Source organism: Paucilactobacillus vaccinostercus DSM 20634, assembly GCF_001436295.1.
Taxonomy (GTDB): Bacteria; Bacillota; Bacilli; order Lactobacillales; family Lactobacillaceae; genus Paucilactobacillus; species Paucilactobacillus vaccinostercus.
Map to the genome: position 1 here is coordinate 16983 of NZ_AYYY01000022.1, position 14396 is coordinate 31378.

General features: G+C 40.3%; 13 protein-coding genes. 11 read left to right on the plus strand and 2 right to left on the minus strand.

The annotated features are described in order from the left end of the window. Nucleotides 1-41: 41 nt before the first annotated feature. Nucleotides 42-941: a LysR family transcriptional regulator gene (locus FC26_RS05155; protein ID WP_057778433.1), complete on the plus strand. Its 900-nt coding sequence runs from the start codon at nt 42-44 to the stop codon at nt 939-941. 30 nt (nt 942-971) lie between these two features. Here the strand turns inward: FC26_RS05155 and FC26_RS05160 are convergent, their stop codons facing one another. Next, the gene (locus FC26_RS05160; protein ID WP_057778435.1) at nt 972-2420 is read right to left on the minus strand and encodes a branched-chain amino acid transporter BcaP; all 1449 of its coding nucleotides are present in this window, start codon (nt 2418-2420) and stop codon (nt 972-974) included. A 211-nt stretch (nt 2421-2631) separates the two neighbouring features. On the opposite strand from FC26_RS05160, the gene FC26_RS05165 reads away from it, so the two are divergent. After that, entirely contained in the window at nt 2632-4218 is a 1587-nt protein-coding gene (locus FC26_RS05165) for a helix-turn-helix domain-containing protein (RefSeq protein ID WP_057778437.1), read from the plus strand. Here FC26_RS05165 and FC26_RS13145 read toward each other — a convergent pair whose 3' ends face one another. Then, nucleotides 4219-4353, minus strand: a complete 135-nt coding sequence (locus FC26_RS13145; RefSeq protein WP_268872653.1) for a hypothetical protein — start codon at nt 4351-4353, stop codon at nt 4219-4221. 81 nt (nt 4354-4434) lie between these two features. Here FC26_RS13145 and cls point away from each other — a divergent pair, with 81 nt between their 5' ends. From cls to FC26_RS05210, 9 genes are all read left to right on the plus strand, one after another. Next, entirely contained in the window at nt 4435-5895 is a 1461-nt protein-coding gene (gene cls, locus FC26_RS05170) for a cardiolipin synthase (RefSeq protein WP_057778439.1), read from the plus strand. A gap of 296 nt (nt 5896-6191) precedes the next feature. Continuing rightward, a complete protein-coding gene (locus FC26_RS05175) occupies nt 6192-6641 on the plus strand; it encodes a NanQ anomerase/TabA/YiaL family protein (RefSeq protein WP_083483758.1) in 450 nt (149 codons plus the stop codon). A gap of 11 nt (nt 6642-6652) precedes the next feature. After that, the gene (locus tag FC26_RS05180) at nt 6653-7900 is read left to right on the plus strand and encodes an MFS transporter (RefSeq protein ID WP_057778440.1); all 1248 of its coding nucleotides are present in this window, start codon (nt 6653-6655) and stop codon (nt 7898-7900) included. Between the two features lie 25 nt (nt 7901-7925). Then, a complete protein-coding gene (locus FC26_RS05185; protein WP_057778442.1) occupies nt 7926-8393 on the plus strand; it encodes a NanQ anomerase/TabA/YiaL family protein in 468 nt (155 codons plus the stop codon). Nucleotides 8394-8487: 94 nt separating this feature from the next. After that, a complete protein-coding gene (locus FC26_RS05190; protein WP_057778444.1) occupies nt 8488-9465 on the plus strand; it encodes an NAD(P)-dependent oxidoreductase in 978 nt (325 codons plus the stop codon). A gap of 199 nt (nt 9466-9664) precedes the next feature. Then, on the plus strand, nt 9665-10666 hold the full coding sequence (locus FC26_RS05195; protein WP_057778446.1) for a LacI family DNA-binding transcriptional regulator: 1002 nt from the start codon (nt 9665-9667) through the stop codon (nt 10664-10666). A 211-nt stretch (nt 10667-10877) separates the two neighbouring features. Beyond that, nucleotides 10878-11885, plus strand: a complete 1008-nt coding sequence (locus FC26_RS05200) for a hypothetical protein (protein ID WP_057778448.1) — start codon at nt 10878-10880, stop codon at nt 11883-11885. A 22-nt stretch (nt 11886-11907) separates the two neighbouring features. Next, entirely contained in the window at nt 11908-13437 is a 1530-nt protein-coding gene (locus FC26_RS05205) for an FGGY-family carbohydrate kinase (RefSeq protein ID WP_057778450.1), read from the plus strand. A 2-nt stretch (nt 13438-13439) separates the two neighbouring features. After that, a complete protein-coding gene (locus tag FC26_RS05210; protein ID WP_057778452.1) occupies nt 13440-14348 on the plus strand; it encodes an L-ribulose-5-phosphate 3-epimerase in 909 nt (302 codons plus the stop codon). Nucleotides 14349-14396 lie beyond the last annotated feature (48 nt).

The following is a 14396-nucleotide window of genomic DNA, read 5'->3' on the forward strand; positions in this document are numbered from 1 at the left end:
AGTGATAATATAAATTTATAAGACTGATAGGGAGGGCGTTTATGAATACTCGGGACTTGGAATATTTTGTAAAATTAGTTGAAATAAAAAATTTTTCACAGGTGGCAGCGCACTTTAGCGTGACCCAACCGACCATTACCATGGCGCTCAAACGGTTAGAAGATCAGTTTACGATTCAGCTCATTCAACGGGACCAAAGCCACGGGCATTTGACGGTAACGTTGGCTGGAGAACAGCTTTATGCACGCGCCCAAGTGGTGATTGCCCAGTTGCATCTGGCTCGGGAGGAACTGGGGCGCATTCGGGATAAAAAAATTCGGCTAGGATTACCGCCTATTTTGGGCAACTACTATTTTCCTAAGATCGCCCGAGCGTTAATTGGACAGGGACTGATGGATCAGATTGAAACGGTCGAGAGTGGCTCGGACGCTTTATTTCAGCAGGTCCGTGATGGGCAGCTGGATATCGCCCTTCTGGGGTCGAGTGGTCCGAATACTGATTCAGAATTACAGGCAACCCAAATTGCTCGGACGGCATTTGCGATTGTGGTGCCGAAGGATCACGTCCTTGCTACCCGTGAAACGGTCCGGTTTGCAGAGTTGGAGCAGTTTGCGTTTGTGATGCTTTCGGCCGGGTTTAGCCACGTGCGCGCGTTCGATTGGTTTGCGCAGCATAACCAAATGCACCCCAACGTTGTTTACCGCACGCCCGATGTGACAATGCTCAAAAATATGATCAAGCAGGGGGTTGGAATTGGATTTCTAACCCAACTGGCGGTCACGCCTGAAGATGATCTGGTGACCGTTAAAATTGAAGATCCCCAGCAACCGAGGTTTGTGATCTCGGTGGTGACCCGTAAACAGCAGGTTCTCGCACCAGCAACCCAGCAACTGAAGGACGTTTTGCTGGGAAAAAATAAAGATGACGAAAAAAATGACTAGCACACGTGGCTAGTCATTTTTTGAGCTAATTCATAGTTTGCGATTTACGTCATCTTTAACTTTGTAGACGTTTTTAGTCAACTCTTCAATGCCGACTTTTGAATGCTTACGAGAGTAGCCAAAGTACACGATCATGCCGATGATCAGCCATACTACGAAACGAACCCAAGTCAGGGGGTTGAGGTTAAAGATGAGAAATAGACAAAATAGAATGGACATAATGGGGACGAATGGTACCAGCGGGGTTTTAAAGACCCGTTTTAAATCGGGTTGTGTTTTACGAAGTCGTAGTACCGAGTAGGAAACGAGAACGAACGCGGTGAGGGTGCCGATATTAACCAGTTCGGCAAGGGTGGTGAGTGGAACGAAGCCGGCTAGGATTGCTGAAATTGACCCAAATAACCATGTGGCCTTAAACGGAGTGCCGGTCTTCGGGTTCACGTTGCCAAAGAATTTCGGCATCAGGCCGTCGCGAGCCATGGAGAAGGTAATGCGAGTTTGCCCGTAAAGCATCACCAACATTACGGTGGTCATTCCTAAGATTGCGCCGAGGTCAACGATACCGGCCATCCAGTTTTGACCGGACATTTTAAGTACGGCGGATACAGGGCGATCGATGAAGTTGGCAAACATGGGATAATGCACGACACCGGTCATAATGGCGGTTACGATGACATAGAGCAGGGTACAAATTCCGAGCGCGAGTAACATGGCTTTGGGAAGTGTTTTGGAAGGATTGACCGTTTCTTCTGCGGATGATGAAATGGCATCGAAGCCGATAAAGGCAAAGAAGACGCTGGCAGCGGCGGCAAAGACCCCTTTAAAGCCAAATGGTAATAGCGGGGTCCAATTGGCCGGTTTGACGTAGCGCACGGCAACGATGATGAAAAGTAAGACGACCGCAATTTTAATGATGACCATGACGTTATTGACGCGTTTGGTTTCACGAACGCCCATCGAAATTAGGGCGGTAATTAAGAGAATGATCAGTGCTGCGGGAAGGTTAAAGTACGAAACGGCACCGTGGGCTAAACTCCCCGGAGCAGCGGAGAGTACGGTGGGAATGTGAATGCCCAGCCCCTCTAGCAAAGACTGAAAGTAACCCGACCAGCCAACGGAGACGGTGGTGGCGGAAAGCAGGTATTCGAGCATCAGGTCCCAACCGATGATAAAGGCAATAATTTCGCCAAGGGTGGTATAAGAATAGGTATAGGCGGAACCTGAGATAGGAACGAGCGATGCGAATTCGGCGTAGCACAGAGATGCGAAGAGGCAGGCTAATGCCGCGATGACAAATGAAATCATTAAACCAGGTCCCGCGGTGAGGGCACCGGTACCGGTCAAAACGAAAATACCAGTTCCAATGATGGCTCCGATTCCCAGCATTGTTAAATCAAATGTTTTGAGTTCTTTTTTTAGTGGACTAGCATATTTACCGCTGATAATTAGCGATAAATCTTTCTTACGTAGTAAATCCAAATGGATCGCCCCTTTTTTTGATGTTAAAAGTATTGTATGATCTAATTAAATTTTAATCATTGTCTAATTTAGCAAAAAGGCGGAGGAAATTTGGCATAAGTGCATAAAGCGGGCGTTATGATGGGACGAAGCGTCCTTGAAATGCCTGCATGATGAGAGAAATGTAACACGATGAAGTCGGGAAACTTCGAATCAGATTAGGAGGCGCACCATGACGATTGAACAGCTATTAGCAGAAGAACTCTTACATGAGGTTGGGTACGTTGCTGGAGATAACGGGAAATTTCGGACGATTGATACGGTCCAAACTATTGAAACGGATCGCGTAGAAAAGTATCATCAAGCAGGGATGCTGTATCTCCTGGATAGCATGAAGCTATTTCGAAACCAGGTCAAAATGATGACGCTGGTTAAGCAACTGGCACAAAATAATGCGGCCGGACTGGTTATTATGGATAGTCAAGTGGCATTGTTTGGCCCTATTTTGCGGCAGTTAGCCGATCGGGTCGCGCTACCGATTATCAAAATTCCGACTTTGCCATCGATTAGTGACGGTATGCAACTGTTTTTCGAGGCCATGTTACAACAAAAAACAAAAAAGCTACGACACATTATTGAAAGTAACCAAAAATTAGCTGATCTGGTGATTAAGCATCCGAAAGTGGAAAGCGTGCTGGACCTGGGAGAACAGATTATGGGCACCCCAGTGTTACTGTTAGATAGTCATTTTAACGTTGCAGTGGCCTCCGAAACCCTTCGAAATCATGAGTTAGAATTAACAGAATTTTTTCGACAGACCCGAATCGATTATTTTCAGCTAGAAAAACAAATCACCGTTCGGCAGGGAGAAGATTCGTACACGTTATTCCCACTATTTCCAGCATTTAAGGAAAATAAGGCGTTCATTGCGGTGAAAAACTTTCAGGAGACTGATGAATTCAGAATTATTTTGCAGCAATTATTGATGAATACGCTCAGTTTTGTGAACAGTCGGATTGATATGTTAAACGAAAGTGATTTTCGAAACCGGTCCGGTTTTTTCCTGAACGTGCTAGACGGCGGTATTTCGACGGATCTATTGGATAAGCGATTGCTAGAAATGAAGCTCAATCCAACGGCGAAGTATAGCTGTGTGATGACCCAGGTGGTGGCAATTGACAATAAAAAAATGGTCAACTACCAGTTATTGGAACAAATCCAGCAGTTGATCATGTGGTTTATCAATGAGTATCAAACAAACGCCATTTTATTTTCGTGGCGGCAGCGACTGGTCCTGCTAATTGGGGCCGATGTAAACCCGGAGCATTTTGTGATTGCGCTACACCGGTTTATTAGCGATAAAATCTCGGTGGCTTACGGCTTTTTGATGGGTTATAGTAATAGTCAGGCGCCGATTGCAGGGCTTAGTGCCATTTTTAAGGAAGCCTTGGAGGCAACGCGTAGTGTCGTGCAAAATCCAAGTATGAAGGTTCATAAATATCAGCCGAAGTATGTGCAGGAATTGGTTTCATTGATTCCGCGCGACGAGGCTAGTGCCTTCCAGCAAAAATTCTTAGCACCGTTATTGCAACTAGATAACGACGAAGAAAAAACAGCGTTACTCAAAACGCTGCAAAACTTTTTTTATCTTCACCAGCAGGTGGCGCAGGTCGCCCGCAGCATGTACGTGCACCGAAATACAATTATTTATCGCATCAAAAAAATCGAGGAACTCCTCGATGTTGATCTAGCCGATCCGCAGACTGCGCAAAACGTGCAGTTTGCGTTACTGCTCAATCAAAGCATGGCTGACGATTAATTAGCGTTTACCCTTGAAATAAAAGGCCAAGACAATGAGAAGCAGGACGATACAAACCGCCAAGCCGGGATTTTCTTTGATTAACATGTGAAGTGCGTGATACTGACCAATCGCGATGGGGAGTTGAACAACCATCTGCAACACCTGCTTTCGAACGTATTTTCTCCATTTTACGCTTTCAAATTAGAAAAAACATTATTGGGAATCGAGGATGATATGGAAACTTGGGAAATTATCAAGACTGTGATTTATTGGATTATTATCTTGAACGTGGTTGGGGCCGTTTTTACCGTTTTTCGTGAAAAGCGCGATATTGCGGCAACGTGGGCCTGGCTACTTGTGCTGGTGTTATTACCGGTAGTCGGCTTTATTGCCTACGCCTTTATCGGGCGTAAGCTATCGCATCGGCGGTTGGATCGCATTAACGAACAGACTCCGTTACAACTCAAGGAGTCACTTGAGGCTCAAAAACGCGAAATCGGGATGACAGCAGCGCCGATGAACCGACTAACGGCAGCGGTTCGAAGCATGATTTTACTGTTTCAAAATATTGATCATGCCTACCTTACCCAGAAAAATAAGGTGCAAATTTTTAATGATGGGAACCAATTGTTCGACCAACTATTAGCTGATATTCAGCACGCCAAACATAGTATTCATATTGAATTTTATACGTTTTATAACGACCAAATCGGGAATCAAATTCGCGAGGCCTTAGAATTACAGGCTCAAAAAGGCCTTGAAGTCCGGGTGATCTATGATTCATGGGGATCGATGGGCACGAAACGAAGCTTTTTTGACCAACTGCGACGGCATGGCGGCGAAGCCGAACCCTTCTTGGGGGTTGGATCAAACCTTCGTGATTTCCGTTTGAACTTCCGTGATCACCGGAAGATTGTGGTTATTGATGGTCAAATCGGGTATGTCGGTGGATTTAATATCGGCGATCAATACCTTGGTCGTTCGGCGAAGTTTGGCTATTGGCGTGATACACATCTAAAAATTATTGGTGCTGGCACCTTTTCGCTGCAACAACGGTTCATTTTGGATTGGAATGTGACGAGCAAAAACCACCCATTGACGCATTACCGCCAGTATTTCCCAGTCAATAAAATGGCCAAGGACGGAAATACGAGCATGCAGATTGTTAGCAGCGGTCCGGAAAGCGACGTCGAACAGGTTAAAATGGGGTACCTAAAGTTAATTAATTCGGCCAAGGAACGGCTGTGGATTCAAAGTCCATACCTCATTCCAGATGACAGTGTGCTGGATGCTTTGAAGGTGGCCATTCAGTCCGGTGTGGACGTGCGAATTATGATTCCATGCAAACCCGATCACGCCTTCGTATACCGAGCCTCGCAGTATTATGCCCGGCAATTAGCCGAAGCTGGCGCAACAATTTACACCTACGATAACGGCTTTTTACACGCCAAGACAATGGTGTCAGATGGCATGTTATCGTCCGTAGGGTCCGCCAACATGGACTTCCGGAGCTTTAAATTGAATTTTGAAATTAACGCGTTTATGTATGACGAGCAGATTGCGCAGCAGCTGGAAAAGCTGTATCTCGAGGATATTGAACAGAGTACAGTTATGACCGCTGCCGCGTTTAAAAATCAGTCGTTGTGGTTACGTTTCAAACAGACGTTTTCACGGTTGCTATCACCGATATTGTAGAATAGATAAGCCTGACAAATTCAGGCTTTTTTTATTTAGAATAAATAAATAGGTTACAAGGGTTAGTTAACGACAAAAGTATTTAAGAATAAGAAAAGACTTGACTGATTAAAAGAAAACGCATACAATGCATTTGTAAAGTTACTTAACCGGTTAACTTAATCTAACTTTTCACAAGTTGTGTTATTAAGCTGAATGCCATATTTATCAATATTATATATTTTTTTAGTAAAAAAATAGGTTAAATACGTATTAACCGTTTAACCATGATTTTTCGAAAGGAGTTACTACTGGATATGTTATTTGCAAACGTCAGTAGTCTTGACTTAGAAGATTATAAAAAATTAAGTCAGGCAGTTAAATTTCTGGAAAATACAGATTTAACTAAAACACCACTGGGTCGAAGTCACCAAGACGGGGAGACATTTTATTGTCAAACGTTGGAGTATGAGACAGAAGCGATAGAAAATTTTGAATTTGAAATTCACGAAAAAAGGTTAGATCTACATTATATTGTTGAAGGTGAAGAAAGAATTGATGTTTCACCGAATTCTAACTATGCAGTTATCACGGATTATAACAATGAAAGAGATATTCAGTATGTAAAGCTTTCGAAAGATTATAACCAAGTATTGTTACACAAGGGCGATTTTGTGTTAATTGGGATGCATGAACCACATCGTACCAATGGATTTATCGATAAACCAACTCATGTTAGAAAGATAGTTCTGAAATTAGGTAGATAGGAGTCTTTAAAATGGAAGTGAAAGCGTCGCAGGGTAGATGGACAGGAAAGCAGTTTATGGTGCTTGCTGGAATTTGGTTTGCTTTCCTGATTAGTTTTATTACTAGGTTGTCGTGGTCAACGATCATGCCAACGGCAATTGATCAGTTGCATTTTACTGTTCAGCAAGGAAGTAGTTACTTAACCGCATTCTACATTGGATATGCGATTACAGTACTACCTGGTGGTATGTTAGCCGATAAATTTGGTTATCGTAAACTTTTGTTAGCTGCCGTCATGGGAAACTTAGTTGTCATGGCTGCCATGGTTTTCATGCATGGTTATTGGGACGGATTAGCATTACGGTTTATTTTAGGCCTAGTGAGTGGCCCAGACCTGTCGGCATGTTTGGGAATTATTACTGAATGGTTTGATGGAAAGAAGCGTGCAACTGCTACCGGTATTTTTAATACTTGTACTTCTTTTGGGTTAACAGTTATTAACATCTATGCGCCAACAGTTATGGTTCATTATGGTTGGCGTTCAGCTTTAGGTGTTACTGCATTATTCCCAGCAGCCGCCTTTGTGTTTGCTTGGTTTGCACTTAAAGGGAACCCACCATTTCCACAACAATTTGGTGTTAAAGAAAGTAACGGCGAAGTAATACAAGAATCTTCAATAGCACGTTTAAGAAAAGCAATTAATAACAGAAGTGTTTGGATGCTTGCAATTACTGGCTTATTTGCTACAGGTGCTAAGTGGGGTGTTACTAACTGGGCTAACTTGTATATGGTTAAAAACTTACAATTTAGTGTCATCACTGCTGGTACTGCAATGTCTATTTTTGGGATTACATCTGTTATTTCTATGATCATTGCTGGCTGGATTTCAGATCATTCAAAATGGTCACGTCATGTATGGGCCGCAATTTTTATGGCGATTTTTACACCAACGATTGTTTTGTTTGCGCTTACTCCACACGGAAATCTAGCTTGGCTGTATTTCGCTACCGGAGCCATGGGTGTTGGGGCATTTATGTTTAGTACAATTACAAATAACTTGTCAGTTGAAGTAGCACCTGCTGATCAAAAAGGGACGGTTTCAGGGTTTATTAATGTGTTCAACCAGGTTGGTTCGTTTTTATCGCCTGTTTTACTTGGTGCATTGCTTGCTGGCACAGGAAGTTATGTAACATCGTATATGGTTGTTGCCGTATTTCCACTAATCGCTGTTGTTGCATTGTTGTTTGTTCGTGAATCTGATGCAGACAAAAATCAATAGAAATTGTTAAAGGAGAATTATTATTATGGAATTTGGACTTAGTAAAAATCATGTAAGAAATCAAAAGGTACAAGAGAGAATTCAAACTGCTTTGGATTGGTTAGATGCACGGAGTACAGAGGAATTGCTAGCAGAACCAATTGGTGCTAAAAAAATTGCAGATGGTGTTGAATTACGTTTTCAAAGTTACGATACGCGTGACTATGCCACAATGAATTATGAAACACATCGTAAGCACATTGATATTCACTACATGATTAAGGGAGCCGAATGGGTTCGTTGGGCAGATGACGGTGATGCAGAACCAGTGAGTGACTACGATCCTGAAGTTGAAATTCAATTCTTTGGACATCCTAAAACGCACAGTAAAGCATTGCTGACAGATCGTCATTATGCAATTTTTGATCCTAGTGATTTACATGCAGCTCATGGAATTGTAGATGGTAAGGTCGGACACAACCATAAATTATGTGTAAAGATTGATGTCGATTAATATGTGGTAAATTTTATATACAGAAAAAGTTAACCGGTTAACTGGCGAGAAAGATGCTTGATGAACCGGATAAGATAAAAGGAGAACAAATTTAATGACTAAGCAAAAAGTTTTAGTAACAGGGATTATCCCAGAACAAGGACTAAAGGAATTACAAAAAGAATTCGATGTGACCTATACCGATGGCGAACCTTTTTCACGGGAATGGATCTTAGCGCACATTCACGAATATGATGGTTTATTGTTGATGGGAACTAAGGGTGATAAAGAGTTAATTGATGCTGGAACTAATTTAAAGATCATTGCTGTGAACGCAGTCGGATTTGATCATGTTGACATCGAATATGCTAAGCAAAAAGGAATTGTAGTCGCTAATGCGCCGCAGGGTGTACGAGTACCAACAGCAGAAATGACAATTACATTACTACTTGCAACAGTTCGTCATCTTTATGAATATGATAAAATTGTTCGCTCAGGTAAGTGGGTAGATGTTAGTGAACAACGATATATGGGGATGAGTTTAAAAGGTAAGACATTAGGTGTCTTTGGAATGGGTCGAATTGGCAGTACGGTTGGTAAATTTGCTCAAGTTCTGGGGATGAAAGTAATTTACAATGATGCTTATCGGTTGTCTGGGGATTTAGAAAAAGAACTTAATGTAGAATATGTCGACTTTGATACTTTAGTTAAAGATTCTGATGTAATCACATTGCACGCGCCATCACTACCTTCAACTAATGGCAAGTTCAATAGTGAAGTATTTGCCCAAATGAAAGATACTGCGTATATTATTAACGCCGCTCGTGGTTCATTGATCAAACAAGATGATTTAATTGATGCCTTAAAGAATCATGTGATTGCTGGTGCCGGATTAGACGTATTTGAAACAGAACCTAATATTCCTGAATCACTTCGGGTATTAGACAACGTAATTATGTCACCACATGCAGGTACTGGGACACTAGAAGCACGGATTGCGATCGCAGCTGAAGCTTCTGACAATATTATTTCATTGTTGAAAGATGGTCAGGCTACTAACATGGTTAATAAGGTAGAGAAGTATACAAAATAAAAGTCAGCAAGTATTCCTTTATGGATCGTACAATAATGTCAAAAAATTAACTATTAAAGGTACTGGTGAGAAATGAAATTACCAGTACTTTTTTTATACCATTATTTAATGAAGAACGAAAAACAGATATAATAAAACCAACAGTTTAAAACGATAATAATAATGTACGATAATGAGCGGAAAATGTGGGGGAAATACTTTGGAAAAACTAACGATTAAAGACATTGCCCAAATGGTTAATGTGTCTACGGCAACCATTTCAAATTATCTGAACGGTAATTATTCAAAAATGTCTGAAAAAACAAGAAAACGAATTGAAGAAATGATTCGTCAGACTAATTATGTTCCCAGTACGGTGGCGCATGATTTAGCTACAAATGATAGCAAAACGATTGGCGTATCAATTGCTGATATCACTAATCCATTCACATCTACAGTCCTTTCAGGAGTGTATGATGCTTGTGGTAAATTAGGATATACTGTCATTTTTACGAATGCTAATGCAGATTCGTTACAGGAAATTGAAAATATCAATAAGCTTAAGCGGCAAGAAGTTAGTGGATTAATCATTGATCCGGTTGATGCGCAAAGTCCTATCTTTAAAACTCTAAGTAATAAAGAGACAGTGATGCTAGATAGAGAGGCTGTGAATATCAAGATTGATACCGTCGTTACAGATAATTTTAATGCAGTTGATCATTTTGTATCACTCATGATTGATAAAGGCTACGAGGATATGTATTTTATTACGTGGCCAATGAAGCAAATCAGTACGCGGGTTACTAGATATCAAGGATTCTTAGAAGCTACTGGCTACAAAGATGATTCTCATTGTATTGAGATCACGGAAAATGGTGGTGAAAGCGAATCTTTCAAAGAACGACTAATTGAAATTATGAGTAAAAATGAAGGAAAAAAAGTTGGTTTCTTTTCAATGAACGGAAAAGTATTGATTAGTTTAATTCAGGCGATGAGATCGTTGAAAAAACAATATCCGTTTGATTTTGGAATAGGTTCGTATGAAGATTTAGAATGGATGGAAATCATGTGGCCGGGTATTAGTTGTGTGCATCAAGATTCTTTCAAAATGGGAGAGACTGCTGTTAAGACATTAATTGATAAATTAATATCGGAGCAAGAACCCACGGAAGCCAAGAGAATTGTGGTGCCAACTAGCCCAATTATTAGAGAGTCATTTTAGAGTACTAAGAATTTTGGTATTAAAAGATTACAGATATTGACAAGCAGCAAGAAAGCGAATACAATTAGGCCATATTAGTTAAGCGGTTAACAAAAAACAAAGCTACGCTAAATTAATTATTGTGAACCAGAAATACGGTTAACAATATTTTTTTACAAGTTTAGTTAACCGCTTAACCCGATAAAAGATAGTATTGAAAGGTAGACAAAAAATGAAATTTAATAAAATTTTTTCAGACCAGTTAGATCATTGTTATGCAATTATGCGATTAACGGCACAGAACCATGATTATGTAGTAGTTGCTTCAGAAGAGCAGCAACCGTGCTACGCATACGATTTAAATAATAATTTTAAACGTACTACGGTTTGGTCAGAGGTTGGTGGAACCATGTCACTAATTCAAATTCCTGGGACGCTTAATTTTTTAGCTTCACAGCGTTTCTATCCGGGTTTTAATTCTAAAGCATGTCGAATCGTTAAAGAAACATTTAACGGTACAAGCTGGGATCAAACTGTGATTGGCGATTTTCCATATGTTCATCGTTTTGATATTATCCAACACGGTGATAAGTACTGGTTTGTTGGATGTTCAATTGCTAATTCGAAAGCGAATACAGATGACTGGAGTGATCCAGGAAAAGTATGGGTTGGTGATTATAACGATGAAATTGAAGCAGTGGAAAATTTACATGCGCTTGATTTTACACTTACAAAGAATCATGGCTACAAAAACATGGGTACTTACTCTTTGATTACTGGAGTTCAAGGTGTGTATCGATTAGATTATCCAACCACTGATTCAGATTGGAAACTGACAAAGTTAGTTAGTGAAGAAACTAGTGATATTGTAACGGCTGATGTAAACGGTGATGGTGAGAATGAGTATTTAACCATCGAGGGTTTTCATGGCCCGTACACTCGCATTTATGATGCTAGTTTTAATACCTTATATAAGAGTGAAGCGATTTCTCCATTTGGGCATGCAATTTGGGGAGGCCAGATTGGCTTGCAAGATTATTTTGTTTTTGGATATCGTGCAGGAAAACAGGATCTAGAGTTAATTAATATGAAGAACGGTCAAATTAATATTCAGATGATTGACAAGCAGGTTGGTCCAAGCAATGCCACAGTTTATCGTAAAGATGGAACTCAATATATTTTATCAGCCAACCGTGAATCCAATGAAGTTGCAATTTATGAAATTAGTGACGCGAATTAAAAACAAGTGTAGGTGAAATTTCATGAACAAATATTTTTTAACAATTGATAACGGTGGAACAAATACAAAGGCTGTTATTTTTGATACTAAAGGACAGCAAATTGGTGCTGTCGCTTTTCCGACTATGAGAATTGAAGAGAAGCCGGGATTTCACGAAATAAATTTAAATGAATTATGGGATGCCATTGCTGAAGCAATTCATAAGGTCGTTAAAAAAGCAGCCATTGATGTTCGCGATATTGTTGGTGTTTCCTGTGTTGGCCATGGTAAAGGACTCTATGTACTAGATAAACAGAATCAAATTTTTACAAACGGGATTCTATCTACCGATTCTCGAGCTGTCGAAAGTGCAGAAGAATTTGAGTCTCAAGTTAGTCAAATTTTTTCGATTAGTCATCAGCATGTGATGAATAGTCAATCGCCGGTTTTATTAAATTGGCTAAAGAATAATAAAAAAGAACTATACTCGAAAATTGGCGTTGTTTTGTCAGCAAAGGATTTTGTTAGATCACAATTAACTGGAGAAACGTACCAAGAGTATGGCGATGCTTCCGGGAATAACTTGCTTAACCTGGAAACTAAGGAATATGATCGTCGGTTGTTTAAGTTTTTTGACATTGAAGAAATGTTTGATAAAATGCCGCCACTAAAACATTACGATGAACTTTCAGGACATGTTACTACTGATGCAGCAAAAAAGACAGGATTAATTGAAGGCACGCCTGTCTTTGCTGGTATGTTTGATATTGATGCTTGTTCATTAGCAACGGGTGTTTTGGATGATAGTTACTTTAGCGTTATTGCGGGAACCTGGAATATAAATGTTTTTCCATCAAGTAAAATGGCTAGTCAAGAATCAGGGCTGATGAACTCGATTTATCCGACCGGACTTAATTTAGTTGAAGCTTCAAGTGCCACATCAGCGGGTAATCTTGCAATGACATTGCAAAGTTTGATGAGTGAAGAAATTAAAAATGCTAATAATAGTAAACAAAGTATTTATGATGTTTTAGAAGATTTTCTTAACCATACAGATGCGCACTTCTCAAAAGTTATTTTCTTTCCGTTTCTCTATGGGTCCAACGTCAATCCAGATGCTGAGGGAGCCTACATTGGTGTTCAGAGTAGTACTTCAAAATCAGCGATGATCAGAGCAGTTTATGAAGGAATTGTTTTTGCCCATAGGTACCACGTCGAGCAATTATTAAAGGTTTTAGGACATAAACCAAAGGCTATCCGATTGTCAGGTGGTGGGACGAATTCAATTGCATGGGTACAGATTTTTGCCAATATTTTAAATATTCCTATTCAATTGGTTGAGGGTAGTGAACTTGGAGGCTTAGGTGGTGCAATGGGTACTGCTGTTGGTACAGGTACTTATGAAACCATCAATGAAGCAGTTGAAAATATGTTTCATTTACGAACGATTGTCTACCCTGATGAAAAACAGGTTGACGTTTATGAGAAAAAATACCAAATGTATATCAAACTTTTAGATAGTTTAGATGGTACTTGGAAAGACCTCAAGACAATGCAGGAAGGAATTGGGTAATAATGAATTCACTAGGGATATATGAAAAAGCACTACCATCCGATTTGAATTGGACCGAAAAATTTAACTTGGTCAAAGAGCTAGGATTCAACTTTCTAGAATTTTCAATTGACGAAAGTGACGAAAAATTAGCTCGATTAGACTGGACCCGCGAAGAACGTGCCGAATTTCGAAATGCAATGTGGGAAACAAATAGTCGGATTAATACCATGATGCTTTCGGGTCATCGTCGTTTTCCTTTGGGCTCAACAGATCCAGATATTCGGCATCAATCGCTTGTTATGATGCAAAAAGCCGTTGATTTGGCCGTTGACCTAGGCATCCGTAATATCCAAATGGCGGGTTATGATGTATACTACGAAGGTAAATCGGTTAACACCCGGGAACTCTACGTTGAAAACCTTGAAAAATGCGTTGAAATGGCAGAAAAAAAGGATGTTATGCTGTCAATTGAAACCATGGATGATCCGTTTATTAACTCACTTGCGGATATCGCACATTACAAAACACAAGTGAGAAGTCCTTGGTTACAAAGCTACCCAGATTTGGGCAATCTATCTGCTTGGCCCGAAAATAACGTCGCACAAGATTTAGAAAACAATATTGATAATATTGTGGCCGTCCATTTGAAGGATACATTACCTGTAACGGCTACTTCCAAGGGACAATTCAAAAATGTGCCGTTCGGTCAGGGATGTGTTGATTTTGAAGGTTGTCTGCGGACATTAAAGCGGCTTAACTATTCGGGTAGCTTTACGATTGAGATGTGGTCAGGATCGGATATTAATCCCATTGCTGAAGTTAAAACAGCTAAGCTGTTTTTCGAAGATTTATTTGCCAAGGTTGGCCTTGAACAAGAACCGGTAGATGATATTTTAAATAAAGATTATGGAGGTAAATTACATGCTTGAAGATTTAAAGCAAAAAGTTTATGAAGCTAACATGATGCTGCCAAAGCT